The sequence below is a fragment of the Curtobacterium uvaldense genome, assembly GCF_028307415.1.
Taxonomy (GTDB): Bacteria; Actinomycetota; Actinomycetes; order Actinomycetales; family Microbacteriaceae; genus Curtobacterium.
In genome coordinates, this window is the sequence record NZ_JAQMHU010000001.1 from 82,587 (window position 1) to 106,628 (window position 24,042).

At 72.3% G+C, this 24,042-nt stretch carries 26 protein-coding genes, 1 pseudogene and 1 riboswitch; of the genes and pseudogenes, 15 read left to right on the plus strand and 12 right to left on the minus strand.

Going from position 1 to position 24,042, the window contains the following annotated elements; translation table 11 throughout:
* Nucleotides 1-51: 51 nt before the first annotated feature.
* A riboswitch (FMN riboswitch) is annotated at nt 52-185 on the plus strand.
* A 96-nt stretch (nt 186-281) separates the two neighbouring features.
* From PIJ49_RS00455 to ribH, 3 genes and pseudogenes are all read left to right on the plus strand, one after another.
* Complete coding sequence (locus PIJ49_RS00455; RefSeq protein ID WP_066655327.1) at nt 282-923, plus strand: riboflavin synthase; 642 nt, start codon at nt 282-284, stop codon at nt 921-923.
* Between the two features lie 44 nt (nt 924-967).
* Nucleotides 968-1,591: pseudogene (ribB, locus tag PIJ49_RS00460) on the plus strand (3,4-dihydroxy-2-butanone-4-phosphate synthase); the annotation flags it as partial.
* 20 nt (nt 1,592-1,611) lie between these two features.
* Nucleotides 1,612-2,091: a 6,7-dimethyl-8-ribityllumazine synthase gene (ribH, locus tag PIJ49_RS00465; protein ID WP_066655326.1), complete on the plus strand. Its 480-nt coding sequence runs from the start codon at nt 1,612-1,614 to the stop codon at nt 2,089-2,091.
* 280 nt (nt 2,092-2,371) lie between these two features.
* On the opposite strand, the gene PIJ49_RS00470 is transcribed toward ribH, so the two are convergent.
* Both PIJ49_RS00470 and PIJ49_RS00475 read right to left on the minus strand, forming a co-directional pair.
* Nucleotides 2,372-2,542, minus strand: a complete 171-nt coding sequence (locus tag PIJ49_RS00470; protein WP_153257430.1) for a hypothetical protein — start codon at nt 2,540-2,542, stop codon at nt 2,372-2,374.
* A gap of 91 nt (nt 2,543-2,633) precedes the next feature.
* Nucleotides 2,634-3,188 (minus strand): TetR/AcrR family transcriptional regulator, encoded by a 555-nt coding sequence (locus PIJ49_RS00475; protein WP_066655324.1) that lies wholly within the window; start codon nt 3,186-3,188, stop codon nt 2,634-2,636.
* A gap of 136 nt (nt 3,189-3,324) precedes the next feature.
* Here PIJ49_RS00475 and PIJ49_RS00480 point away from each other — a divergent pair, with 136 nt between their 5' ends.
* From PIJ49_RS00480 to PIJ49_RS00500, 5 genes are all read left to right on the plus strand, one after another.
* Nucleotides 3,325-5,388 (plus strand): aldo/keto reductase, encoded by a 2,064-nt coding sequence (locus PIJ49_RS00480; RefSeq protein WP_271825118.1) that lies wholly within the window; start codon nt 3,325-3,327, stop codon nt 5,386-5,388.
* Nucleotides 5,367-6,389 carry a LacI family DNA-binding transcriptional regulator gene (locus PIJ49_RS00485; RefSeq protein ID WP_271825119.1) on the plus strand — a complete coding sequence of 341 codons (1,023 nt, stop codon included), beginning with the start codon at nt 5,367-5,369 and terminating at the stop codon, nt 6,387-6,389. Before PIJ49_RS00480 ends, PIJ49_RS00485 begins: the two co-directional genes overlap by 22 nt.
* A gap of 224 nt (nt 6,390-6,613) precedes the next feature.
* Nucleotides 6,614-8,137 carry an MFS transporter gene (locus PIJ49_RS00490; protein ID WP_066658484.1) on the plus strand — a complete coding sequence of 508 codons (1,524 nt, stop codon included), beginning with the start codon at nt 6,614-6,616 and terminating at the stop codon, nt 8,135-8,137.
* Between the two features lie 131 nt (nt 8,138-8,268).
* The gene (locus tag PIJ49_RS00495; protein ID WP_066655321.1) at nt 8,269-8,778 is read left to right on the plus strand and encodes a flavin reductase family protein; all 510 of its coding nucleotides are present in this window, start codon (nt 8,269-8,271) and stop codon (nt 8,776-8,778) included.
* A gap of 44 nt (nt 8,779-8,822) precedes the next feature.
* Nucleotides 8,823-9,437, plus strand: coding sequence for a superoxide dismutase (locus PIJ49_RS00500; RefSeq protein ID WP_209685033.1), 615 nt, complete (start codon nt 8,823-8,825; stop codon nt 9,435-9,437).
* A 203-nt stretch (nt 9,438-9,640) separates the two neighbouring features.
* Here the strand turns inward: PIJ49_RS00500 and PIJ49_RS00505 are convergent, their stop codons facing one another.
* From PIJ49_RS00505 to upp, 6 genes are all read right to left on the minus strand, one after another.
* Complete coding sequence (locus PIJ49_RS00505; protein WP_144411343.1) at nt 9,641-10,213, minus strand: TetR/AcrR family transcriptional regulator; 573 nt, start codon at nt 10,211-10,213, stop codon at nt 9,641-9,643.
* Nucleotides 10,214-10,303: 90 nt separating this feature from the next.
* Nucleotides 10,304-11,794: a serine hydrolase domain-containing protein gene (locus tag PIJ49_RS00510; protein WP_209685034.1), complete on the minus strand. Its 1,491-nt coding sequence runs from the start codon at nt 11,792-11,794 to the stop codon at nt 10,304-10,306.
* The gene (locus PIJ49_RS00515; protein ID WP_271825125.1) at nt 11,791-13,140 is read right to left on the minus strand and encodes a cryptochrome/photolyase family protein; all 1,350 of its coding nucleotides are present in this window, start codon (nt 13,138-13,140) and stop codon (nt 11,791-11,793) included. The genes PIJ49_RS00510 and PIJ49_RS00515 overlap by 4 nt, the downstream gene beginning before the upstream one ends.
* Entirely contained in the window at nt 13,137-13,625 is a 489-nt protein-coding gene (locus tag PIJ49_RS00520; RefSeq protein WP_066658477.1) for a MarR family winged helix-turn-helix transcriptional regulator, read from the minus strand. Before PIJ49_RS00520 ends, PIJ49_RS00515 begins: the two co-directional genes overlap by 4 nt.
* A gap of 318 nt (nt 13,626-13,943) precedes the next feature.
* Nucleotides 13,944-14,714, minus strand: a complete 771-nt coding sequence (locus PIJ49_RS00525) for a winged helix-turn-helix domain-containing protein (RefSeq protein WP_144411342.1) — start codon at nt 14,712-14,714, stop codon at nt 13,944-13,946.
* Between the two features lie 709 nt (nt 14,715-15,423).
* Nucleotides 15,424-16,059 carry a uracil phosphoribosyltransferase gene (gene upp / locus PIJ49_RS00530; protein ID WP_066655308.1) on the minus strand — a complete coding sequence of 212 codons (636 nt, stop codon included), beginning with the start codon at nt 16,057-16,059 and terminating at the stop codon, nt 15,424-15,426.
* Nucleotides 16,060-16,134: 75 nt separating this feature from the next.
* On the opposite strand from upp, the gene PIJ49_RS00535 reads away from it, so the two are divergent.
* Nucleotides 16,135-16,566: a nucleoside deaminase gene (locus PIJ49_RS00535; protein ID WP_271825353.1), complete on the plus strand. Its 432-nt coding sequence runs from the start codon at nt 16,135-16,137 to the stop codon at nt 16,564-16,566.
* A gap of 67 nt (nt 16,567-16,633) precedes the next feature.
* Here the strand turns inward: PIJ49_RS00535 and PIJ49_RS00540 are convergent, their stop codons facing one another.
* Nucleotides 16,634-17,590 (minus strand): cation diffusion facilitator family transporter, encoded by a 957-nt coding sequence (locus PIJ49_RS00540; RefSeq protein ID WP_271825128.1) that lies wholly within the window; start codon nt 17,588-17,590, stop codon nt 16,634-16,636.
* Nucleotides 17,591-17,685: 95 nt separating this feature from the next.
* Between PIJ49_RS00540 and proC the strand changes: the two genes are divergently transcribed.
* Nucleotides 17,686-18,516, plus strand: a complete 831-nt coding sequence (gene proC / locus PIJ49_RS00545) for a pyrroline-5-carboxylate reductase (protein WP_251159589.1) — start codon at nt 17,686-17,688, stop codon at nt 18,514-18,516.
* A 95-nt stretch (nt 18,517-18,611) separates the two neighbouring features.
* Here the strand turns inward: proC and PIJ49_RS00550 are convergent, their stop codons facing one another.
* Nucleotides 18,612-19,250, minus strand: a complete 639-nt coding sequence (locus PIJ49_RS00550) for a potassium channel family protein (RefSeq protein WP_066655303.1) — start codon at nt 19,248-19,250, stop codon at nt 18,612-18,614.
* Nucleotides 19,251-19,317: 67 nt separating this feature from the next.
* A complete protein-coding gene (locus tag PIJ49_RS00555; protein WP_066655299.1) occupies nt 19,318-20,757 on the minus strand; it encodes a TrkH family potassium uptake protein in 1,440 nt (479 codons plus the stop codon).
* A gap of 71 nt (nt 20,758-20,828) precedes the next feature.
* On the opposite strand from PIJ49_RS00555, the gene PIJ49_RS00560 reads away from it, so the two are divergent.
* From PIJ49_RS00560 to PIJ49_RS00580, 5 genes are all read left to right on the plus strand, one after another.
* Complete coding sequence (locus PIJ49_RS00560; protein ID WP_066655298.1) at nt 20,829-21,344, plus strand: ArsR/SmtB family transcription factor; 516 nt, start codon at nt 20,829-20,831, stop codon at nt 21,342-21,344.
* 146 nt (nt 21,345-21,490) lie between these two features.
* Nucleotides 21,491-21,685, plus strand: coding sequence for a helix-turn-helix domain-containing protein (locus PIJ49_RS00565; protein WP_058729786.1), 195 nt, complete (start codon nt 21,491-21,493; stop codon nt 21,683-21,685).
* A gap of 125 nt (nt 21,686-21,810) precedes the next feature.
* Nucleotides 21,811-21,909: a 30S ribosomal protein bS22 gene (locus tag PIJ49_RS00570; RefSeq protein ID WP_003792170.1), complete on the plus strand. Its 99-nt coding sequence runs from the start codon at nt 21,811-21,813 to the stop codon at nt 21,907-21,909.
* 70 nt (nt 21,910-21,979) lie between these two features.
* Complete coding sequence (locus PIJ49_RS00575) at nt 21,980-22,243, plus strand: glutaredoxin family protein (RefSeq protein ID WP_066655297.1); 264 nt, start codon at nt 21,980-21,982, stop codon at nt 22,241-22,243.
* On the plus strand, nt 22,240-22,533 hold the full coding sequence (locus tag PIJ49_RS00580; RefSeq protein ID WP_066655295.1) for a Dabb family protein: 294 nt from the start codon (nt 22,240-22,242) through the stop codon (nt 22,531-22,533). Before PIJ49_RS00575 ends, PIJ49_RS00580 begins: the two co-directional genes overlap by 4 nt.
* A 72-nt stretch (nt 22,534-22,605) precedes the next feature.
* Here the strand turns inward: PIJ49_RS00580 and aspS are convergent, their stop codons facing one another.
* Nucleotides 22,606-23,946 carry an aspartate--tRNA(Asn) ligase gene (gene aspS / locus PIJ49_RS00585; RefSeq protein WP_251154606.1) on the minus strand — a complete coding sequence of 447 codons (1,341 nt, stop codon included), beginning with the start codon at nt 23,944-23,946 and terminating at the stop codon, nt 22,606-22,608.
* Nucleotides 23,947-24,042: the final 96 nt, after the last annotated feature.

The following is a 24,042-nucleotide window of genomic DNA, read 5'->3' on the forward strand; positions in this document are numbered from 1 at the left end:
GCAACGGCCCCGGACGGGCGCCCGGTGTGTGGGGTATCATTTCAGTCACGCAAGCGCTCCGGGGTCGGTGCAATTCCGAACCGGTGGTGACAGTCCACGAGCTGACGCAGGGTGCGAACCCCGCCGATGTTGACCCGGCGGAACTCCGGGACCGACGGTGAGAGTCCGGACGGGAGGAAGCGCAGGCGGACAGGACGTGCCCTCGTACCCGGGGTGCCACGACCCGTCCGTCCATGCCGACGATCGTCGAGCACCCCCGGAGTCCCGTTGAGAGGACACCAGTGTTCACCGGCATCATCGAGGAACTCGGCACCGTCACCGCCGTCGAGCAGCACGGCGACTCCGTCGCGCTCACCGTCCGCGGCCCGAAGGTCGTCGCCGACGCGCGGCACGGCGACTCCATCGCCACGAGCGGCGTCTGCCTGACCGTGGTCGAGCAGACGGACGAGACCTTCACCGCCTTCGTCATGAAGCAGACGCTCGACATGAGCGCGCACGGCGCGCTCGACGTGGGTGATCGACTCAACCTGGAGCGAGCGGCCTCGGTCGGCGACCGACTGGGCGGCCACATCGTGCAGGGGCACGTCGACGGCACCGCCACGGTGCTCGAGACCGCCGACGGTGACGGCTGGCGGCGCGTCCGCTTCTCGCTCGCCCCCGACCTCAGCCCGCTCGTCGTCGACAAGGGGTCGGTCGCGATCGACGGCGTCTCGCTCACGGTCAGCGCCGTCTCCGCCGAGGACGTCCCGCCGACCGATGCCTGGTTCGAGGTCAGCCTCATCCCGGAGACACTCGAAGCCACGACGCTCGGTACCCGCGTGCCCGGTGACCGGGTCAACATCGAGACCGACGTCCTCGCGCGACACGTCCGCCGCATGCTCCGGCTCGACGCCGCCACGGCTCCCGTCCCGGAGGCACGGTGAGCGCCGTCGACGCCCCGCACGCCGAGCAGGCGGCCGGGCCGCACCTGTCGAGCATCGCCGACGCGGTCGCGGCGATCGCCGCCGGGCGTCCGGTGATCGTGGCCGACGACGAGCACCGTGAGAACGAAGGCGACGTGATCCTCGCCGCCGAGACGGCCTCGCCGGAGTGGATCGCGTGGACGGTCGCGCACTCGTCGGGTTTCATCTGCGCCCCGGTCAGCGCCGAGATCGCCGATGCGCTCGACCTGCCCCCGATGGTCGCGCACAACGAGGACGTCCGCGGCACCGCGTACACGGTGACGGTCGACGCTGCGGTCGGTGTGACGACCGGCATCAGCGCGCACGACCGGGCACGGACGCTGCGGGTGCTCGCCGACCCGACCTCGGTCCGGGACGACCTGCACCGCCCGGGACACGTCGTCCCGCTGCGGGCCCGACCCGGCGGCGTCCGTGAACGCGCCGGGCACACCGAAGCCGCGATCGAACTGGTCACCGCAGCCGGGCTCCGGCCCGCGGCGGCGATCTGCGAGATCGTCGGCGAGGACGGCGAGATGATGCGTCTGCCGGGCCTCGTCGAACTCGGGGCGCGCGAGGGCGTGCCCGTCATCACCATCGCCGCACTCGTCGAGTGGCTCGAGGCGGCAGACCGGGCGGCGGCGGAGTCCGCACCCCAGGAGGGAACGACACGATGAGCGGAGCAGGAGCGGCGGAGCGCGACCACGTCGACGGGACGGGCGTCCGGGTGGCGATCGTGACCGGGCAGTGGCACGAGACGATCGCCGGGGGTCTCCTCGCCGGAGCCCAGCGCGAGGTGCAGCGCCTCGGCGCCACTGCACAGGTCGTCCCGGTGCCGGGGAGCTTCGAGCTGCCGGTCGTCGCGAAGGCGGCGCTCGAGAGCGGGTTCGACGCGGTCGTCGCCCTCGGGGTGATCATCCGCGGGGGCACCCCGCACTTCGAGTACGTGTCGAGCGCGGCGACGGACGGTCTGACGAGCGTCGCGCTGCAGACCGGCAAGCCCGTCGGGTTCGGCGTGCTGACGCTGGACGACGAGCAGCAGGGCATCGACCGCGCCGGTCTGCCCGGGTCGAAGGAGGACAAGGGCGCCGAGGCCGCGCATGCGGCGATCGCCACGGCCCTCTCGTTGCGGAGCCTGCGCCAGATGGCCTGACCCGCGACGGCGAGGAGCGGCCGAGCGGGCACGAGCCCTGCGGGGCGTCAGGGTCACCTCCTCGCGCCCACCGCACAACGGGAAGCACCTCGCGCCACGCCGTTGCGTGGCGCGAGGTGCTTCCCGTTGTGCTGGAGCAGTTGCAACCACGACGTGCTCGTGCCCGTCCGACCGCCCGTCCGACCGCCGTCCCGACCGCCCGTCCGCCACGGCGCCCGCACGGACGACGACGGCCCCGCACCCTCCGGAGAGGTGCGGGGCCGTCGCGGTACGGCTGTGGTTACTTCTTGCCGAAGACGTGGATCGGCAGGAAGAACGAGAGGCTCATGAGGACGAGGCCGCCCATGAAGACGAACGCCTGGCCCGACTGCACCTGGAACGCGAACCCGAACAGGTACATCGACACCAGCAGCAGCAGGATCGAGAAGAAAGCGGCGATGACGCGGCCCACGGTGGTACCTCCGGTTCGAGCGGGTGGATCGGGACCAGTCTATCCCCAGGAAGGAGCGGACCGGTTCACGGACGTCCGGGAGACGCCGACGTCAGGCTGCCGGCCGGGTCGCGATGAGCCGGTCGACGACCGCGAGCAGGGCGTCCATGTCGACGGTGCCGCGGTTCGGGCGGACGTCGGTCGCGATCGCGGCGCCGAGGGACGCCTGGTGGTAGAGCCCGTCGCCGAGCAACTTGACCGCCTGCGCCGTGGGGACGTCCCCGAGTGCGTCGACCAGGGTCTCCAGCCACGCGTTCTCGGTCTCGTCGAGGGTGCGCCCGGCCTCCTCGTACCCGGCCTGCTGCAGCCGGCTGGCCGCGAGCAGGGCGAGGTCGAGCTCGCTGCCCACGAAGAGGCAGTTGCGCACGAAGTACCGCGCAGCGCCGTCCTCGGCGTCGCGCATGCGGTCGACGTCGATGGCGGACAGGTCGGACAGGCGCTCGCACAGCCCCTCGACCAGCGCTGCCTTCGACCCGAAGTGGTAGAGCAGCCCGCCCTTCGAGACACCGGCCCGCGCGGCGACGGCGTCGAGGGTCGCCGGACGCTCGCCCTCCTCGCACACGATGGCGACGAAGCTGTCCAGGACACGGTCTCGGGCACTTGCCATGCGGACGAGTCTAGGGAACCGTCCGGACCGTGACGACCGCCGGGTTCCGTGAACGTTCACGAACGGGTTGTCCCGCAGCATCTGCGCGGCTAGCGTCGCCGTGACCGTGAAGGTTCACGACACGAACAGGATCCGCATGTCAGCGCAGACCGCGACCCCCTCCAGCACGCCCGCCGACGGCCCCGGGACGGACGGCTCGGCGACCCCGGCCCCGACCAGAGCGGGCTGGGCCGTCCTCGGTCCGGGTGGCATCGCCCGCCGCTTCCTCTCCCAGCTGCCTGCGAGCACCGGTACCCTCGTGGCCGCCGGCAGCTCCTCGACCGACCGGGCGCAGGCGTTCGCGGACGAGGCGGCCGACCACGGCTTCACCGACGTCCGAGCGGGGGAGTACGACGCCGTGCTCGCCGACACCGCCGTGGACGCGGTGTACGTCTCGACCGTGCACACCGGCCACGCCGACCTGGTGCTCCGCGCCCTCGACGCCGGCAAGGCCGTGCTCTGCGAGAAGCCCCTCGCCCCGAACCACGGCACGGCGATGGCCCTGGCCGACGCCGCCCGCCAGGCCGGACTGCCGCTGGTCGAGGCGTACATGTACCGCTTCCACCCGCAGACCGCCGCACTGCTCGACCTCGTGCGCGAGGGCGTCGTGGGTGACGTCGTGCACGTCGACGCGTCCTTCGCGTTCCGCAGCGAGGAGCGCACCGGTCGGCTGTTCGACGTCGCCACGGCCGGCGGCGGGATCCTCGACGTCGGCGGGTACCCGGTGACCATGGCCGCCGCGGTCGTGCAGGCCGCCACGGGCGTCGCTGTCGCCGAGCCCGTCGAGCTGACCGCCACCGGCACCCTCGGGCCGACCGGCGTCGACGAGTGGACGGTCGCGCACCTGACCTACCGCGACGGCACCACCGCCAGCGTCCGCACCGGCGTCCGCGTGCAGGACGAGAACGCCGTCACGGTGCACGGCTCGCGCGGTCGCATCGTGCTGACCGACCCGTGGACGCTCTCCGCCGACCCGACGATCACCGTCCACACGGTCGACGAGGAGCCCCGCACGCTGTCCTTCGGCGGTGCGCAGCCCTACGCGCTCGAGGCCGACGCGACCACGGCGGCGCTGGCGTCAGGCGCGGTCGAGGCGGCGCAGATGACCCTGGACGAGAGCCTCGCCACCGCCCGCACGCTCGACCGCTGGCGCGCCGCGATCGGCCTGCGCTACCCGTTCGAGGCCGAGACCGCCGACGTCCCGACGGTGAGCGGCCGTCCGCTGCGCGTCCGCGACGACGCCCCGATGCGCTACGGCGAGGTCCCCGGCGTCGGCAAGCGCATGTCCCGCCTGGTGATGGGTGTCGACAACCAGCCCGACCTCGCCCACGCGAGCGCGATCTTCGACATGTTCGTCGAGCAGGGCGGCAACGTCTTCGACACCGGCTACGTCTACGGCGGCGGGGTGCTCGAGGGTCGGCTCGGCCAGTGGATCCAGAACCGCGGGATCCGCGACGACGTCGTGGTCATCACGAAGGGTGCGCACACGCCGTACTGCGACCCGGAGTCGTTGACCCGGCAGCTGCTGGAGAGCCTGGAGCGTCAGGGCACCGACCACGCGGACATCTACATGATGCACCGCGACAACCCGGACGTGCCGGTGGGGGAGTTCGTCGACGTCCTCGACGAGCACCGTCGCGCCGGCCGGATCCGCGTCTTCGGCGGATCGAACTGGACGCCGGCACGCTTCGACGAGGCGAACGCCTACGCGGCGGCGAACGGGAAGCACGGCTTCGAGGTCCTCAGCAACCACTTCGGCCTGGCCGAGGCGTACGACGTGCCGTGGGACGGCTGCGAGCACGCCACGGACCCGGCGTCGAAGCGCTGGCTCGAGGAGCGCCAGGTGCCGCTGCTGCCGTGGTCGTCGCAGGCCCGCGGGTTCTTCACCGGCCGCGCCGCCCCGGACGACACGAGCGACGCCGAACTGGTGCGCTGCTACTACTCGGACGACAACTTCGAGCGGCTGCGTCGCGCCCGTGAGCTCGGCGAGCAGTACGGCGTGCCGGCGACGGCGATCGCCCTGGCGTACGTGCTGCACCAGCCGTTCCCGACGTTCCCGCTGTTCGGGCCGCGCACGATCGCCGAGGCCCGCTCGTCGATGACGGGGCTGTCGGTCGAGCTCAGCGCGGAGCAGGTCGCGTGGCTGGACCTGCGCGCCTGAGCCGCACCGTCGGCCGGACCCCGGCGCGCGCCACGATCCACGACGTCGCGGCCGCGGCCGGGGTCTCGCGCCAGACGGTCACCCGCGCGGTGAACGGCCTGTACGGCATCAGCCCGGCGACGAAGGAGCGCGTGCTCGCGGCGGCGGCGGCGCTCGACTACCGCCCGTCGCGCTTCGGCCGTGGGCTCGTCACGGGTGGCGACCGGCAGCTCGGTCTCGTCGTCGACGACCTGCGGAACCCGTACTCGCCGGAGCTCGCGGCGGCGGTGCTCCGGCTCGCGGCGGGTCGTGGGTGGGACGTCATGCTGGCCGACGCGGGGCTCGCGGGCGACTCGGACCGCGCGGTCCAGGCGCTCGGGGTCCAGACGGACGTGGTGCTCGGCTACCTCGGTGCCCGGGCGCCCGAGCTCATCGAGCGTCTGGGCACCGTCCCCGTGGTGGAGCTCGACCCTGCCGGCGAGGTCCTCCGCGGTGCCGTCCGCATCGACCCCGCCGAGGCGGTCGAGGACCTCGCCGACCACCTCGTGCACACGGGGGTCCGGCACCCGGTGATCGTCGATGCGTCGGACACCGGCCGTCCGAGCGGTCGCGGTCGGCTCATGCTGGACGCCCTCCGGCGCCGTGGGTACCTGCCCGAGATCGCGATCGCCGACGCCCCGACCTCGGAGCTGGGCGCGGCGATGGCGACCAGGGCGCTCGAGCGCTTCCGTCGCGTCGACGCGGTGCTGGCCTTCAACGACCTCATGGCGCTCGGGGTCCTGGGTGCCTGCCGCCGGGCCGGGGTGGACGTGCCGGGCGACGTGCGGGTGGTCGGGGTCGACGGCCTGGCGATCGGCACGCTCGTCGCGCCGACCCTCACGACGCTCGCGGTCGACCTCGACGCGGTCGCGCGCGAGGCCCTCGACCTCGCCATCGGCATGCTCGCCGGTGACCTGCCGCGCTCCGGCGCGGCGGTGCAGCGCACCGTTCGCCACCGGTTGCTGGTGCGCGAGTCCGCCTGAGTGCCCACGGCCGCCGACGGGAGCGGAAGGCGGACGGGAGGCTCGTGGCGGTCCGGCCACGGGCCTCCCGTCCGCCCGTTGGTTGCACTTGCAACCACAACCGTCCAGACGGTACACTCATGGAGTCCTGACGGGGCGCGTGACCACTTCCGCGTCCCGTCTCGTCTGCCCCACCGAAAGTGTCCGCCGTCGACCTGGTCCGGCTCGTTCCCCAGGGAGTCACCGTGTCCACTCTGCTCACCAGCCCCGTCGCCACCGCCGTCACCGGCAGCCGCGCCCGACGGTTCGCGGCGCTCGCCGTCCTGATGCTGCCGGTGCTGCTCATCTCCGTCGACAACACCGTGCTGAGCTTCGCGCTGCCGACCATCGCGCGCGCCCTCGACCCGAGCGCGACGACCCAGCTCTGGATCGTCGACGCCTACCCCCTCGTGCTCGCCGGCCTGCTCGTCGTGATGGGCAGCATCGGCGACCGCATCGGGCGACGCCGGATCCTCGTGATCGGCGCGACCGGCTTCGCACTGCTGTCCGTCGCGGCGGCCTTCGCGACCGAGGCCTGGATGCTCGTCGCAGCCCGCGCCGTCATGGGGGTCTTCGGTGCGATGCTCATGCCGGCGACGCTCTCCATCATCCGCAACGTCTTCGTCGACGCCGGGGAACGGCGGATGGCGCTCGCCGTCTGGTCGACGATGTTCGCGGCCGGCAACGCACTCGGTCCGCTCGTCGGCGGCGTCCTGCTCGCGCACTTCCACTGGGGTGCGGTGTTCCTGGTCGCCGTGCCGATCCTCGTCGTCATGCTCGTCGCGGTGCCGTTCACCGTGCCGGAGTCGCGCGACCCGCAGCCCGGCCCCGTCGACGTCCCGAGCATGCTCCTGTCGCTCGGCGCCCTCGCCCCCACCGCCTGGGCGATCAAGTCGGTCGTGCACCCCGAGGAGCGCGGGTTCGCGATCGCGCTGCTCGCCGTCGGCGTGCTCTGCGGGATCGCCTTCGTCCGCCGCCAGCTCCGCTCCCGCGCGCCCATGCTCGACCTGCGGTTGTTCCGCAGCACCGCGTTCACGGGCAGCGTGCTCATGAACATGGCCGCGATGTTCTCGCTCACCGGCTTCCTGTTCTTCATCGCGCAGCACCTGCAGCTCGTCGCCGGGCTCGACCCCTTCGCGTCCGGTCTGGTGCTCGTGCCCGGTTCGGTGCTCACCATCGTCGCCGGACTCGTCGTCGTGCCGATCGTCGCGCGGGTGGCCCCCCGCTGGGTCGTGGCCGTCTCCCTGACGTTCTCGGCCGCCGCGTACGCGATGGTGTCGGTCCTCGGACACCACGCGTCGATCGTCGCGCTGGCGTTCGCCTTCGTGCTGCTCGGCATCGGCATCGGGGCGTCCGAGACGGTCACGAACGACCTCATCATCTCGACGGCCCCCGCGGACAAGGCCGGTGCCGCGTCGGCGGTGTCCGAGACCGCGTACGAGATCGGCGCGGTGCTCGGCACGGCGGTGCTCGGGACGATCCTCGCGACCGCGTACCGGTCGCACGTGGTGGTGCCGGACGCCCTCGCCGGCTCGGCGCGGACGGCGGCGCAGGAGACCCTCGGCGGTGCCGTGTCGGCCGCCGCCGACCTCGGAGGCTCGGCCGGTCAGGCGTTGCTCGAGAGCGCTCGTGCGGCGTTCGACTCCGGTGTGACGATCACCGGCGCCGTGGCGGCGGTGCTCATGCTCGTTGCCGCGGCGGCCTCCGTGGTCATGCTCAAGCGCGACTGAGCCGGGTCGTCCGGCGCGCCCGGGATCGGACGAAGCTGGGAATCGTTGACCGGAACCCCGGTCGAGGTCCTACGTTGGGAGGTGGCCGCGCAGCCGCGGCCGATCCCACCCGGAGGAACACCACGACTGCCATGCCCGACGAAGCCCCGGCCACGACCGCCGACGCGTACAAGGCCGCCTTCCGCGGACACCCCGCCGGTGTCGCGGTCATCACCGCCGAGGGGCCGGACGGTCCCACGGGCCTGACCGCCTCCAGCGTCGCGAGCGTCGCGGTCGACCCACCCGTGCTCGTCTTCTCGCTGTCGACCAAGTCCGGCTCGGCCGGCGTCGTGCTCGGCGCGGACGTCTTCGTCGTGCACCTCGTGGACTCGCTCAGCGTGGGCCTCGCCAAGCGGTTCGCCGCGACCGGTAGCCCCGCAGCGGACGACCCGATGTGGGGCACGTTGCCGACCGGGGACCGGTACCTGCCCGCCGCCGCGACGGCGCTGCGGTGCCGACCGCGATCGACGACCGAGATCGGCTCGTCCACCGTCGTCGTCGCCGAGGTGCTCGACATCGTGGTGGGTCAGGCGCACGGTGAGCCGCTCGTCTACCACAACCGGGAGTTCCACTCCCTCTCCGAACGTTCCCGGCTCTCCTGAGCCGCGGAGCCCGCTCCACCAACCCCAGATCGAAAGGACCTCGAATGGCCGAGTACACCCTGCCCGAGCTGCCGTACGACTACGCCGCCCTCGAGCCGCACATCAGCGGCAAGATCATGCAGCTGCACCACGACAAGCACCACCAGGCCTACGTGACCGGTGCGAACACCGCGCTGCAGCAGCTCGGCGAGGCGCGCGAGTCCGGCAACTTCGCAAGCGTCAACAAGCTCGAGAAGGACCTCGCGTTCCACCTCGGCGGCCACGTCAACCACTCGATCTTCTGGACCAACCTCGGCCCGGACACGAAGGTCCCGGAGGGCGAGCTCGCCGCCGCCATCGACGAGTTCTTCGGCTCGTTCGAGCAGTTCCAGGCGCAGTTCGCCGCCGTCGCCAACGGCATCCAGGGCTCCGGCTGGTCGGTGCTCGCGTGGGACCAGGTCGGTCAGAAGCTCGTGACCTTCCAGCTCTTCGACCAGCAGGCCAACGTGCCGCTGGGCGTCGTGCCGATCTTCATGCTCGACATGTGGGAGCACGCCTTCTACCTCGACTACCTCAACGTCAAGGCCGACTACGTCAAGGCCGTGTGGAACATCGTCGACTGGGAGAACGTCGCGGCTCGCTTCGCGAACGCCAAGTCGCAGTCGTTCGTCACCCTCTGACGCGGCTGCCGGTCACGTGCTGACCGGCTGACGGACGGGAGGCGCGGTGCCGGCTGGCACCGCGCCTCCCGTCCGTCTGTCGGTGCCGATCCGTCCGACGGTGCCGGTCGGTCCGTCGGCGCCGGTCCGTCCGACGGTGCCGGTCCGTCCGACGGTGCCGCTCGATCCGACGGTGCCGGTCCGTCCGTCGTGCCGTGTGGCCGTCAGGCGGCCGCCAGGCGGACGGACGACGCGAGCTCCTCGGCGATCGCCCGCAGCGCGCCGTCCACGTCCGAGCGGTCGGGGTCGACGAGTGCGCTCCACTGGGCACCGCGTGCCGCAGCGACCACCGCCCGGGCGGTCCGCTCGGCGTCCGTCCCGCACCGGCCGTGCGCACGGCACCAGGCCGCGAGCTCGTCGACCCGTCGTCGGTGGAGCCGCTGCTGGCGGTCACGGCCGTCGAGGCCCTCGACGCAGCCGAGCTCGAACGTCAGACGGGCTGCGAGTCGCCGCTCCGGGGTGTCGAGCCCGCCGAAGACGGCGAGCAGGTGGTCGGTGAGCGCGCACGGCTCCGCGGCGGGGTCGAGCGCCCGGTCCTGGTCGACGGACAGGTGGTCGACCACGGCGTCGATCAGGGACTCCCGCGAACCGAAGTGGTACACGATCGGGTACGCGCTCGTGCCGAGCACCCGGCCGAGGCTGCGGACGGAGGCGTCCTCGAGCTTGGTGTCCTGCAGGTGCCGTGCGACCTTCGCGACGATCGCGGGCTTCAGGGTCGGGTCGGGTCTCCTGGGCATGGCGTCTCCCGCGAGGTCGAGTGATCGGTCGGCGACCGTGCGCACACGATCACCTGAAATGTTAGCCGATCACCGGCCGGTCCGCGTGGTTCAGTGCTCGGCACGCTCCGGCGTCACCGTCAGGCTCTGCACCCGACCCGCCGCGAGGGGGGCGAGCCGGATCTCGATCCGCAGACGGCCGGCGCTGCCGGGCAGCCACCAGCGCAGGTGCGACGGCACCGAGGACTGCTCGTCGACCGGTGCGGCGGCGAGGTCTGCACCGACGGCGTGCGCGGACTCGAGCAGAGCGCGCCGTCGAGCGGTCCACGGGCGGTCGAGGGGGACGTTCGGCGTGCAGACGGCGGCGCCCAGGTCTGCCGCGCTGTCGTCGTCGACGGCCGGGTCCGCCCAGGCCTGCAGCAGCGTGGTGACGGCCCGACGCGCGGTGTGCGTGGCCTCCGTGGTCTGACGGACGCCCGGCGCGGCTGCTGATCCGCTCGTGGTGGTGGCGGCCGCCGGCGCCGCCGAATCGGCGTCGAGCGCCGCGGCGAGCAGCAGGTCGAGTGCCCGCTCGGCCGGCGCTGAGACCTTCGCCTGCGTGGCGTTCTCGAACGCGACCACGCCGAGGCCGTGCTCCACCGACCACCGGACGTGCGCGGAGAAGCCGGGGTAGCCGCCGGAGTGCGACACGATCTCACCCGCGCGGTCGTCCTGCTCCACGAACAGTCCGAACCCGTACGCCGTCGGTCGCTTCGCCGCGGGCACCACCGAGGACGGCACGATCCGCATCGCCTGCTGCATCGCGCGACGGTCCGCGGGGGAGACCGGCCCGTCCTCCGGCGCTGCGGTGGACGCCGACGCGAGGTACCGGGCCCACCGCGCCAGGTCGCGGACGGTCGAGAAGAGTCCGCCGATGGGCGAGAACGCGCCCGGCCCGGTCATCGGCTGCGGGGTCCACGACCCGTCGTCGTCGCGCTGGCCGACGACGACGAAACCGCGCGCCTCGGCGGCGCTGAACACGGTGTCGGTCAGTCCGAGCGGCCGGAGCACGCGGTCCGTCACCGCCCGGGCGTAGGGCGTGCCGGCTGCTCGGGCGATCGCGCGCCCGAGCAGGGCGTAACCGGTGTTCGAGTACGCGAAGCGGGTGCCCGGGACGGAGTCGAACAGCAGCCCTGCCCGGAGGACGGCATCGAGGGCGTCGTCGTCGATCGACTCCTGCCGGTCCGCCCACGGGTCGTCGGTCGGCAGCCCGCCGGACATCGTCAGGAGCATCCGGAGCGTCGGCACCGGGGCGTCCGGCGACGGGAGGGCGACCTCGGCGAACGCGGGTACGGCGGTGGTGATCGGGTCGTCGAGGGCGACGGACCCCTCGGCGACCAGGGTGAGCAGCGTCGCCGCGGTCACGCTCTTGGTGCACGACGCGATCCGGTAGACGGTGTCGGCGTCGGGCGCGCTCCCGTCGCCTCGGTCACCGTGTCCTCCGGACGCGACCAGGCCCTCCCGGTCGAACACGCCCCAGACGCTGCTCGGCGCGACCCGGTCGGCGACCCGCGCGGCGAACAGGGCGTCGACCTCGGCGAGCACGTCGCGCGGGACCGTCATGCGCGACGCATCTGGTCGTAGGCGTCCAGTGCACGTTGCCGGGAGGCCTTGAGGTCCACCATCGGCTCGGGGCGTTCCTCGTCCGCGGGGACCCAGCGCCGCACGTACTCCTTGTGCGGGTCGAAGCGTTCCATCTGCCGGTCGGGGTTGAACACGCGGAAGTACGGCGCGGCGTCGAAGCCCGAGCCCGCGACCCACTGCCAGTTGCCCGCGTTGTTCGCCGGGTCGGCGTCGACCAGGGTGTCCCAGAACCACTGCTCGCCGATGCGCCAGTCGACGAGCAGGTTCTTCACGAGGAAGCTCGCCGCGGCCAGCCGGACGCGGTTGTGCATCGCCCCCGAGTGCCAGAGCTCCCGCATGCCGGCGTCGACGAGGTCGAAGCCCGTCCGCCCGTGCCGCCAGCGGTCGAGCTCGTCGTCGTCGACGTCACGCCACGGGAACGCGTCGAACTCGCGGCGGACGTTCACGGTCGCGATGTCGTCGCAGTGGAAGTACTCGTTCCAGTTGAACTCCCGCCACGCGAGCTGGCGGAGGAACGCCGGGGCCTGGCGGCGCTGCTCGGGCTCGAGCTCGCCGTGCAGGCGGTGCCACACCTGGTACGGGCTGACCTCGCCCCAGCGCAGGTGCGGCGACAGGTCGCTGGTCGCCGCCATCGCGGGCTCGTCACGCTGGTCGTAGTCCTCGAGCGCGTCGTGCACGAACTGCTCGAGCTTGCGGTGCGCCCCCGCCTCGCCGGGCTCCCACGCGTCGCGGAGGCCGCCGGCCCAGTCCGGCTCCGTCGGCAGCAGGGCCCAGTCGTCGAGGTCGTCCGAGTCCACGTCCGCGGGAGCGGGCAGGTCGCGCGGCTTCGGCAGCGGGTGCCGTGGTTCGGGCATGGCCTGTGCCGCTCGCCAGAACGGGGTGAACACCTTGAACGGCTCGCCCTGACCGGTGAGCACCGTCCACGGCTCCCAGAGCAGGTTCGCCGCGAAGCTGTGGGCCTCCGTGCCGTCGTCCGTCAGGGCGCTCTTGATCCCCGCATCGAGATCGCGCTCGACCCTGCCGTACCGACGGTTCCAGTAGACGGCGTCCGCCCCGGCCTGCGCGACCACCTCGGGGATCACCCGCGCGGCACTCCCGCGGCGCAGGACGAGTCGCGAGTGCCGGGACCGCAGTTCGGCGTCGAGGGCGGCGAGGGAGTGGTGGAGCCACCAGCGGCTCGCGGCGCCGGCGGGACGGATGCCCGCGGACTCCTCGTCGAGCACGACCACGACGGTGACCGGGCCGCCGTGGTCGATCGCGGCACGGAGCGCCGGGTTGTCGCCGAGCCGCAGATCCTCGCGCAGCCAGACGACCGCGCCGCTCACGCGGACACCGCCTCGGACGGACGGGGACCGGTACCGCCGGCTGCGGTGCGCAGCTTCGTGCACAACTCCGTGAGGGTGCGGAGCTCGTCGTCGTCGAGTCCGGCTCCGACCTGGTCGGCGATGGTCTGCGCGTGCTGCACCGCCACCGAGCGGTAGACGTCGAAGCCGTGTGCCGTGAGGGCGACGATCACGCCGCGCGCATCCGACGGGTCGGGTTGCTTCTCGACGATGCCGCGCGAGGCGAGGCGGTCGACCAGGCGGCTCACGCTCGGCTGTGTCAGGAGCAGGTGACCGGTCAGGTCGCGCATCCGGCAGCGTCGTCCGGGCTGCGTCGACAGGTTGAAGCAGACGTCGTACTCGTTGAAGGAGATCTCACCGCCCGGGAAGTCGGTGTTGAGTGCGCGCATCACGGTCACCTGTGCCCGGAACAGGGCTTCCCAGGCCGCGACGGCGGTCGCCTTGTCGCTGCGGCGTACGTCGTCCACGGTCGTCGTCCCTCCGGTCGTACGGTCGGTCCACACTACCGAGGGGCGTGTGACGCCGGTCGGGTCGCGGGGGACAGCGGACCGGGCCGGGATGTTACGAGGGCCGGGACGTGACGAGGGCCGGGACGTGACGAGGGCCGGTCGCCTTCTGAGCGACCGGCCCTCTCCCTTGCACCAAGAGTGTCCTGCAATCACATTCCACAGGCGGTGCCACAGCAAACACTGCCTGCGACTCCGACTGTATAACGGCGAGGTAACGGCGCGCCAGCGTGTCCGGGCTCCGTTCGCTGCGAGTTCGCCGAACGTCGTCGGAGCAGATCAGAAGAGGTCGGGCGACGGCGTCGAGGCGTAGCGCACCGCGACGTCGGCGTGCCGGTCGAAGCGGTAGCCGACGCCGCGCACGGTCCGCACGATCTCCTCGAACGCACCGAGCTTCGAGCGCAGCCGACGCACGTGCACGTCGATGGTGCGCTCGTTCGGGGTCTCGTCCTCGTCGTCGGACCACAGGCCCTCGATGATCGCGGCACGGTCGACGGTCTGGCCCTCGCGCAGCACGAGGAACTGCAGGAGCTCGAACTCCTTGTAGGTCAGGGGAGCGGCTTCGCCGTCGAGCGTCACGCGCTTCCGGGAGATGTCGATGACGACTCCGGTCTCCTCGGGCTCGGGCTTCTCGGCCTGCTTGCGGGCGGCCACGGCGGAGCGGTCCTGCAGCGCGAGACGGACCACGTCCACGTCGCGGCCCCCGGACCCCTCGGCGGCGACGGCGACGGCGGCGTAGGTCTCCGACGACGGGACGAGCTGGGCGGTGAGGGCCTTGAGCTGCTCGACCACGGCCGCGAGGCTCGTCCCGGCGGCAGCGGCCGCGGCCTCGTCGATGCCGACGTAGAGCGCGAAGCCACGCGCCTCGGTGCCCTCGGGGAGCGCCCGGTTCCGCTGCGGAGCGACGACCGGGCTGGTCGGGATCCCGCTCGGCACCGGCGGGGCGACGGGCGTGCGACGCGGACGGATCGGGGTGACGGTGCCGAGGTCGGTCGGCACCGTGGTGGCGGGACGGAGGGCGGTGCGGGGCTGGGGGATCGTGAGCGACATGGCGGTTCTCCGGGCGGGGCTGCGGTGCGGTGCACCGTGCGGTGTCGAGTGCGTCGGTCCGGGTACGGCTGATCGCCGTGTCGCCCAGCGGTCCTGCGGTGGACCGGGGCCTCCCGGGAGGTACGGGTGGTCTGCGCTCCGACGGGACGCGGTGTGGGGGCGTCGCCGAGGTGCTGTCACCCGGGGATCACACGCGCGCGACCGGGGTGGTGTCGCGGGGGATCCGGCTGGAACGGGTACCGATCAGGCACACATTCGACAACGCATGACCGCCGACGCCGGCATCATGGTGCCGGCGTTCCCCAGGGCCTCGGAGAGGACTCGGGAGGACACGGTTGCAGTCATGGGACGAGTATCCGCGGTATACCAAGGCGCTGTCAACCGTCCGCACGGACGGTGACGAGAGCGGACAGGCGGTGGTCGGGCGGACCCCGCTGCCGGACGGGAGGCGCGCTGCCGGCCCGCCACGGGCCTCCCGTCCGCCGTCGCGTGGGCGGGGCGCGGTGCGCGTCACGCGGTCTGCGCGCGAGACGCCACTTCTCGCGCGAGACGCCGCCCTTCGCGCGAGACGCACCCGGAAGCGGCGGTGTCTCGTCGAGTCGGCGGCGTCTCGCGACGACGACACCGTCCCGCGCGAGCGCCGAAGACGCGAGACGCCCCCGTCGACACGGCCGGAGCCGGGTCGACGGGGGCGTCGGGGGAGCGGGTGCTACTCGGCCAGGCCGTACAGGCGGTCGCCCGCGTCGCCGAGACCCGGGACGATGTAGCCGTTCTCGTCGAGCTTCTCGTCGAGGGCGCCGAGGACGATGCTCACGTTGCGGTCACCGACGGCCTGCTCGACGGCGGCCAGGCCCTCGGGTGCGCCGAGGATGCAGACGCACGTGACCTCCTCCGCGCCGCGGTCGAAGAGGAAGTCGATGGCGGCGGCCAGCGTGCCACCGGTCGCCAGCATCGGGTCGAGCACGAAGCACTGCCGACCGGACAGGTCGTCGGGCAGGCGCTCCGCGTAGGTCTGCGGCTCGAGCGTGTCCTCGTTGCGGGCCATGCCGAGGAAGCCGACCTCGGCGGTGGGGACGAGCTTGACCATGCCCTCGAGCATGCCGAGCCCGGCGCGCAGGATCGGCACGACGAGCGGACGGGGCTTCGCGATCGCGACACCCATCGTGTGCGCGACGGGGGTGTCGATCGGCGTGGCGGTGACCCGGACGCTGCGCGTGGCCTCGTAGGCGAGCAGCGTCACGAGCTCCTCCGTCAACGCACGGAAGGTCGGGGAGGGTGTGGTCCGGTCGCGGAGCACCGAGAGCTTGTGGGTGATGAGCGGGTGGTCGGCGACGTGGACTCGCATGGTGTCGAGCGTACCGTGCCGATGGGGCAGGATCGACGCGTGGAGCACCCAGCCGGACGACCGTTCACCGCGGCGATGGACCGAGCGCTCGACGAGGCGCGTGCCTGCCTGTCGACCGGGGACGTGCCGGTCGGTGCCGTCGTCCTCGACGCTGCGGGCGAGGTCGTCGCGGTCGGCCGGAACGAACGCGAGGCCCGGCAGGACCCGACCGCCCACGCCGAGGTGCTCGCGCTGCGGGCGGCGGCCGAGGCGACGGGGGACTGGCACCTCGCCGAGCACACCCTGGTCGTCACGCTCGAGCCGTGCCCGATGTGCGCGGGAGCCGCACTCGCCGCACGGGTGCCGCGGATCGTGTTCGGGGCCTGGGACCCGAAGGCCGGGGCGAGCGGCAGCGTCTACGACATCGCGCGGGACCGGCGTCTGCCGCACCGTGCCGAGGTCGTCGCGGGCGTGCGTGAGCAGGCCTGCGCCGAGCTGCTCGATGCGTTCTTCCACGAGCGCCGCTGACGGCTCTGCCCTGACGGCCCTGCCCGGACGGCTCTGTCCGGACAGGCCTGGCTCGACGGGCCTGCGCTCAGTCGGCGGCGCGGATGACGATCGCTTCGGTGGGCGGCCGCGGTCCGGTCCGGAGGACGTCCGGCTCGACGTAGATCACGCGGGCGACCGGCACCGCGGCGCGGATGCGCTGCTCGACGGTGTCGATGCCCGCGGCCACGTCCCCGAGCCGGCGGTCCCCGTCGACCGCGACCTTCATGCCGACCATGAGCTCGTCCGGCCCGAGGTACAGCGTCTTGAGGTGCACGATCGACTCGACCTCGGGACCGTCGAGCACGGCGGCCCTGATGCGCTCCACGTCGGCGACGCTCGCGCCCTCGCCGACGAGCAGGCTCTTCGTCTCGATGCCGAGCACGACGGCGACCGCGATGAGGAGCAGGGCGATGAGGATCGTGCCGATCGCGTCGAACACCCCGTTGCCGGTGACCACCGTGAGCCCGACGCCGAGCAGTGCGAACACGAGACCGGTCAGCGCCGCGGTGTCCTCCAGCATGACCACGGGGAGCTCCGGGGCCTTCGCCCGACGCACGAACTGCACCCACGACTGCGAGCCCTTGTGCGGACGGGCCTCGCGCAGGGCGGTGCGGAGCGAGAAGCCCTCGAGGCCGATCGCGACGACGAGCACGGCGACGGGGAGCCACCAGTTCGTGATCGGGTGCGGGTCGGCGAGCTTCTCGATGCCCTCGTACAACGAGAACACGCCGCCGATGGTGAACAGGATGATCGAGACGACGAACGCGTACACGTACCGTTCGCGGCCGTGGCCGAACGGGTGCTCCTGGTCGGCTGCGCGGCGGGCACGGCGGCCGCCGAGCAGGAGCAGGAGCTGGTTCGCGGAGTCGGCGAGGGAGTGCACGCCCTCGGCGAGCATCGCGGCGGACCCGCTGATCGCGGCCGCGACGAACTTCACGATCGCGATGCCGACGTTCGCGGCGAGTGCGGCGACGATCGCCCTCGTGCCTCCCGAAGCGCTCACGGGTATCCCTTCTCCCTGCCGTGCACCGGGCCCGCACCGCAGGCGGCCCCCTGACGGACCGATCCTAGGCGTGGGCGCTGGGTAGGGTCGGGACCATGACGATCGAACTGCCCCGCACCGCCATGCTCGGCGTCGGCTCCATGTCCGGCAGCGTCCTCGAGGGACTGCTCGCCGCCGGCCTCGACCCCGCGACCGTGACGCTCACCACCCGGTCCGGAGCGTCGGCGGCGGCATGGCGCGAGCGTGGGCTCGAGGCGTCGGCGACGGAGACCGACCCGGACGCGAACCGGCAGGCCGTCCGCGGGGCCGGGCTCGTCGTCCTCGGGGTCAAGCCCTACATGATCGGCGAGGTCCTCGACGAGGTCGCCGCGTCGCTCCACCCCGGTGCGGTGGTCGTGAGCGTCGCGGTCGGCACCACGCTCGCCTCGATGGAGGCGCGTGTCCCGGCGGGCGTCCGTGTGGTCCGGGCGCTGCCGAACACCCCGATCGGCGTCGGCCACGGTGTCACCGGCATCAGCGCCGGGTCCACGGCCGACGACGACGCGGTCGGGATCGCCTCGAGCGTGTTCGCCGCGTCCGGACAGGTCATCGAGGTGCCGGAGTCGCAGCTCGACGCCCTGTCCGCCGTCTCCGGATCGGGGCCCGCGTACGTGTTCCTGCTCGTCGAGCAGTGGCAGCAGGCCGCCGAGGCGCTCGGGTTCACCCCGGAGCAGGCCGCGACGATGGTGCAGGGGACCGTGCGGGGAGCCGTCGAACTCCTCGCCGCGTCCGGGCGGGAGCCCGCCGACCTGCGCCGCGCCGTCACCAGTCCGAAGGGCACCACCGAGCGCGCGGTCGCCGTGCTGCAGGAGGCCGACCTCGCCGGCACCTTCACCCGCGCGTCGCGCGCCGCGATCGCCCGGGCCGAGGAGATCGCCGCGTCCTGACCGCGGGTGCCGGTCGGTCCGTCCGGCGTGACCACGGGACGGACGGGAGGCCCGTGGCCGTGTCCGCCACGGGCCTCCCGTCCGACGTCGGGTCGCTACTCGAGCGCGGCGAAGCGCTCCAGGTCGGTCTCGGTCCCCGAGACGATGATGACGTCGTCCTCGCCGATGACGCTGTCCGGGGTTGCCGGCACGAACGCCCTGCCCGGCGACTTGATGCCGAGCACCGTGAGGCCGTGCCGCGTCCGGATGACGGTCGTGGCGAGGTCCTTGCCGCGCACGGCGCGCGGCGGGAACATCTTGACGACCGCGAAGTCGTCGTCGAACTCGATGAAGTCGAGCATCCGACCGGACACCAGGTGCGCGGTCCGTTCGCCGGCCTCGCGCTCCGGGTACACGACGTGGTTCGCCCCGATGCGGGACAGGATCGTGCCGTGCGAGCGGCTGACGGCCTTCGCCCAGATCTGCGGGATGCCGAGGTCGACGAGGTTCGAGGTGATGAGCACGCTCGACTCGAGGTGCGACCCGACGGCCACGACCGCGATCGCGAAGTCCTGCGCGCCGATCTGCCGCAGGGCGTCGATGTCCGTCGCGTCCGCCTGCACGGCGTGGGTGACGCGGTCCGACCACTTCTGGACGAGGCCGGCGTCGGTGTCGACGACCAGGACCTCGCGGTGCTGGCGCTCGAGCTGACCGGCGGTGGCGGCGCCGAAGCGGCCGAGGCCGAGGACGAGCACGGGGGCGTCGTGGCTGACGGCTCCGGTGACGGGGTGGGGTGCGCGACGGTCGGCGCGGGGACGGCGGTCAGCCAACGATCGGCCTCTCCTCGGGGCGGCGGAACAACTGCCGGCTCTGGCTTGCGGCCAGCGCGGCGGCGATGGTCACTGTACCGACCCGGCCCAGGAACATCGTGGCGGCGAGGACGTACTTGCCCGCCTCCGGGAGCTCGGCGGAGATGCCGGAGCTCAGGCCGCAGGTCGCGAAGGCGGAGATGACCTCGAAGAGCACGCGGTCGAGCGAGTCGCCGGTGATCTGCAGCAGGACCACCGTCATGACGGCGACGATCGTCGCCCCCCAGAGCACGACCGCGACGGCGACGCGCAGGACGTCACCGGGGATGCGGCGCCCGAACGCCTCCATGCCCTGGCGCCCGCGGGCCTCGGCGACCGCGGCCAGGAAGAGCACCGCCAGCGTCGTCACCTTGATGCCGCCGGCCGTCGACGCCGAACCGCCCCCGATGAACATGAGCATGTCGGTGACGAGCAGGCTGGCGCCGTGCATCTGCTCGACGTCGATCGTGGCGAAGCCGCCAGACCGCGTCATCGTCGAGAAGAACAGCGCCTGGAACGCGGTGTGTCCGGCGCCGGCGTCCCCGAGCGTGCGGGGGTTCGAGGCCTCGAGCGCCGTGTAGACGACCGCGCCGAGGACGAGCAGCACCGCGCTGGTGGCCAGCGTGAGCTTCACGTGGATGGGCCACCGCCGCGGGGTGCGGAACTGCTTGGTGACGGCCCGGATCACCGGGAACCCGATCGAGCCCGCCACGACCGCGACCATGAGGAGCGACAGGAACCAGTAGTCGTTCGCGAAGGGGGTGAGCCCCTCGGCGTTCGGCGAGAAGCCCGTGTTCGTGAAGGCCATCGCCGAGTAGTAGAAGGCGTCCCCGACGGCGGTCCAGAACGGGTAGCCGGCGGCGAGCGTGGACGGCAGCAGGAGCACGCCGATCGCGATCTCGATCGTCAGGGTGCTCACCGCCACGGTGAGCAGGAGCGTGCCGACCTCCCCGAGCCGCACGGCCTGCCCCTCGGGGACGGCGCCGGAGTGCGTGCGGAGCGGGTTCGAGTCGCCGGCAGCGATGAGCTTGGCACGGAGCCCCAGCCGCCGTGTCACGACCAGGCCGAGGATCGAGGCGAAGGTGAGGACGCCGACGGCGCCGATCTGGGTCCCGACGACGATGAGCACCTTGCCGAAGACCGACCAGTGCGTGGCCATGTCGACCGTCGCCAGCCCGGTCACGCAGACGACCGACGCCGCCGTGAACAGTGCGTCCGCGAAGTGCGTCGGGGTCCGGTCCGCAGCCGCCCAGGGCGTCATGAACAGGGTCGTGAAGATGAGGATCAGCGCGACGAACACCAGGATCGCGAGCCGCGACGGCGACGACCGGAGGACGCCGAGGGCACCGTCCAGACGCCGTCTCACCCCGCTCGTCGGCGTGTGCCGGTTGAGCGGCTCGGTGCGGTCGAGCATCCTGTGCCTCCGGAGCCGTGGGCAGGTCAGCGGTCATGGTACATGCGTACGGGTCCGGCTAGCCTTGCCGCATGGCCGACATCTTCACCGTCGTGGCGGACCCGACCCGGCGCGAGCTGCTCGGGGCGCTGCTGACGGCGTACGGCTCGGACGCCACCGGCGGCGAACTCAGCGTCGGGCAGCTCGTCGAGAAGATCGGCGTCAGCCAGCCGACCGTGTCGAAGCACCTCCGCGTCCTGCGCGACCACGGTCTCGTCTCCAGCCGTGAGGAGGGCCAGCACCGCTTCTACCGGCTCGACCCGGAGCCGCTCGTCCGGCTCGAGGAGTGGGTCGTCCCCTTCACGGGAGCGGTCGACGCAGACGGTACCCCGGCGACGACCTCGTGGACGCTCGACGGGCAGCCGGTCTCGTTCCGCCGGACCGGCACCGCAGCGCGGTCCACCGTCGAGGTCGGCACCGAGCTGGGTCGCGTCATGGCGGAGGCCTCGCACCGAGCGACCGCCGCGTTCTCGGGTGCGCAGCAGGGCTGGGAGCGTGTCGTCGACCGCAGCCGGAAGCGCTTCACGCGCCGCGGTGAGGACGACTGACCGACCGGTGGGGGACCCCTCGCGCAGCACGGTCGAGCGTCCGCTTGGAGTCTCCTGGACACGTGGTCCCACGCGCCCCTACACTCGCCCTTGACCACACTGGTCACACCGACCCCGCGCGATCCGCGGGTACCCGAAGGCGGACCATGACCGGCAGTTTCGACGACGTGCGCTTCCTCACCGTCGCTGAGGTGGCCGAGATGATGCGCGTCTCGAAGATGACGGTGTACCGCATGGTGCACGCGGGAGAGCTCCCCGCGATCCGGTTCGGCCGGTCCTTCCGCGTCCCGGAGTCGGCGGTCGCCGAACTCCTGCGCGGCGGCATCGCCGACGTCGGCTGAGATCGGCCCGGCGCGCGCCCGTTCGACAGGACCGCTGCGCTCCGCTAGACTCGGCCGGGTTGATTTTCCGCGGTCTCTTCGGGCCCGGTGTCCACACATCTGCATCGTTCCGAGCGAGGTCCACTATGGGTTCTGTCATCAAGAAGCGTCGCAAGCGCATGGCGAAGAAGAAGCACCGCAAGCTCCTTCGCAAGACGCGTCACCAGCGTCGCAACAAGAAGTAAGTCCAGTACTTGCACCCGAAGCCCCGGTCCGCCGGGGCTTTCGTGTTCCCGGGCGCGTTATCGTGGGGACATGCCCGCCGTGACGTTCCTGACGAAGCCCGGCTGCCACCTCTGCGACGACGCCCGTCCGGTCGTGGAGCAGGTCGTGGCCGCCCACCCCGGTGTCACCCTCGAGGAGCGGTCGATCCTCGACGACGACGCGCTGCGCGAGGAGTACGCCGAGGACATCCCGGTCGTCCTCGTCGACGGCCGGGTCCACAGCAACTGGCACGTGGACGCCGACCGGCTGCACGGTGCCCTCGAGAAGGCAGAGAAGGCCGAGGCCAGCGCATGATCCACCACGTCGTCTCCTGGACCGTCCGCGAGGACCTCGACCGCACCGCGACGATCGAGCACGTCCGCGAGCTCCTGACCGGGCTCGTCGGCACGATCGGCTCGATACGGTCGCTCGAGGTCGTCGACAACGTGGCCTACCCGGGGAAGAACCAGGACCTGGCCGTCGTGGCGACGTTCGACGACCTGGCCGGTCTCGACGAGTACCAGTTCCACCCTGACCACCAGGCGGCGGCAGCGGAGATCCGCGAGCTCGTCACGGGGCGGGCGGCCATCGACTGGGAGAGCTGACCCGCGCCTCCCGGCCCGCACGTGACGACGGCCACCCTCCTGTCGGAGGGTGGCCGTCGTCGTCGGTGGTGACTACGGGGTCAGGCGCGTCGGTCCGCGGAACAGGTAGGTGACCTCGCGGATGGACGGCTCGTGCAGGGCGAGCATGAGCACGCGGGCGAGGCCCATGCCGAAGCCGCCGTGCGGCGGGACGCCGTAGCGGAAGAAGTCGAGGTACCAGCCGAGCTCCTCGGGGTCGAGGCCCTTCTCGACGGCCTGCGCCTCGAGCACGTCGACGCGGTGCTCACGCTGGGCACCCGTGGAGATCTCGGCGCCGTTGAACAGCAGGTCGTAGCTGTTCGTGAGCGTCGGGTCGTCGGCGTGACGCATGTGGTAGTACGGGCGGATCGAGGCGTCGTAGTCCGTGACGAACACGAACTCCGAGCCGTGCGTCTCCTTCGCCCAGGCGCTGACGCGACGCTCGCCCTCGGGGTCCAGGTCGCCGTCCGCCCGCACGACGTCGTGTCCGCTGTCGGCGACGATCTTCCGGGCCTCGGCCAGGGTGACGCGGGGGAACGGAGCGGTCGGGACGACGAACTCGAAGCCGAAGACCTCCTCGATCTCCTTGCCGTACTTGTCCTTGACGGCGGTGAAGCCGGCGACGAGGAGCTCCTCGTGCATCGCCATGACGTCGGCGTGCGACTCGACCCACGAGATCTCGGCGTCGACGCTCGTGAACTCGGTGGCGTGACGGCTCGTGAAGGACGGGTCCGCGCGGAACGCGTCCGCGATCTCGAACACCGCGCCGAAGCCGGCGGGCTGCGCCATCTGCTTGAAGTTCTGCGGGGACTGCGCCAGGTAGGCGGTGGTCTCGAAGTACTCGAGCTGGAAGAGCTCGGCGCGCGACTCGGACGCCGACGCCATCAGCTTCGGGGTGTGGATCTCGATGTAGTCACGCTCGACCCAGTACGTGCGGAACGCGTGCTCCAGCGTCGTCTGGATGCGGAAGATCAGGTTCTGCTTGCGGTTGCGCAGGTCGAGGAAGCGCCAGTCGAGACGCTTGTCGAGCGAGGAGTCGTCCGCGATGGGCGTCTCCGGCTTCGCGGCGCTGACCACCTCGAGCGAGCCGACCTTGACCTCGAGCCCGCCGAGCTTCACGCGCTCGTCGTGCTTCAGGGTGCCGCGGACGTGCACGAAGGTGCCGTGCGCGAGCCCGGAGATCTCGTTCGTGACGGTGAGCCGGGCCTGGGCGTCGTCGTCGCCGTCCTCGGCCTCGCGCGTGGCGGGGTTCACCAGCTGCGCGGCGCCGGTCTCGTCGCGGAGGACGACGAACTGGACCTTCTTCTGGTCGCGGACGGTCTCCACCCAGCCGGCGACGGCAACGGGGCCGTCGGGGAGGGCGGCGAGGTCGGCGATGCGGGTGCGTTCGATCACGGTCGTCGAGTCTACGGCCTCCTCCACAGGTGGGGCCCCGGTCCGTTCTCTCCACAGCGTCGGCCGGGAGGCGTGGTTCGGCCCCGGCACGTCCGT

Bases quoted from the DNA above. Each gene is read 5' to 3' on its own strand.
- PIJ49_RS00505 (WP_144411343.1), bottom strand. From the start codon at position 10,213: ATGCCCAGGAGACCCGACCCGACCCTGAAGCCCGCGATCGTCGCGAAG.
- PIJ49_RS00500 (WP_209685033.1), top strand. From the start codon at position 8,823: ATGGCCGAGTACACCCTGCCCGAGCTGCCGTACGACTACGCCGCCCTC.
- PIJ49_RS00560 (WP_066655298.1), top strand. From the start codon at position 20,829: ATGGCCGACATCTTCACCGTCGTGGCGGACCCGACCCGGCGCGAGCTG.
- PIJ49_RS00495 (WP_066655321.1), top strand. From the start codon at position 8,269: ATGCCCGACGAAGCCCCGGCCACGACCGCCGACGCGTACAAGGCCGCC.
- PIJ49_RS00525 (WP_144411342.1), bottom strand. From the start codon at position 14,714: ATGTCGCTCACGATCCCCCAGCCCCGCACCGCCCTCCGTCCCGCCACC.
- PIJ49_RS00480 (WP_271825118.1), top strand. From the start codon at position 3,325: ATGTCAGCGCAGACCGCGACCCCCTCCAGCACGCCCGCCGACGGCCCC.
- PIJ49_RS00565 (WP_058729786.1), top strand. From the start codon at position 21,491: ATGACCGGCAGTTTCGACGACGTGCGCTTCCTCACCGTCGCTGAGGTG.
- PIJ49_RS00570 (WP_003792170.1), top strand. From the start codon at position 21,811: ATGGGTTCTGTCATCAAGAAGCGTCGCAAGCGCATGGCGAAGAAGAAG.
- proC (WP_251159589.1), top strand. From the start codon at position 17,686: ATGACGATCGAACTGCCCCGCACCGCCATGCTCGGCGTCGGCTCCATG.
- PIJ49_RS00535 (WP_271825353.1), top strand. From the start codon at position 16,135: ATGGACCGAGCGCTCGACGAGGCGCGTGCCTGCCTGTCGACCGGGGAC.
- PIJ49_RS00555 (WP_066655299.1), bottom strand. From the start codon at position 20,757: ATGCTCGACCGCACCGAGCCGCTCAACCGGCACACGCCGACGAGCGGG.
- PIJ49_RS00580 (WP_066655295.1), top strand. From the start codon at position 22,240: ATGATCCACCACGTCGTCTCCTGGACCGTCCGCGAGGACCTCGACCGC.
- PIJ49_RS00510 (WP_209685034.1), bottom strand. From the start codon at position 11,794: ATGACGGTCCCGCGCGACGTGCTCGCCGAGGTCGACGCCCTGTTCGCC.
- ribH (WP_066655326.1), top strand. From the start codon at position 1,612: ATGAGCGGAGCAGGAGCGGCGGAGCGCGACCACGTCGACGGGACGGGC.
- upp (WP_066655308.1), bottom strand. From the start codon at position 16,059: ATGCGAGTCCACGTCGCCGACCACCCGCTCATCACCCACAAGCTCTCG.
- PIJ49_RS00475 (WP_066655324.1), bottom strand. From the start codon at position 3,188: ATGGCAAGTGCCCGAGACCGTGTCCTGGACAGCTTCGTCGCCATCGTG.
- PIJ49_RS00575 (WP_066655297.1), top strand. From the start codon at position 21,980: ATGCCCGCCGTGACGTTCCTGACGAAGCCCGGCTGCCACCTCTGCGAC.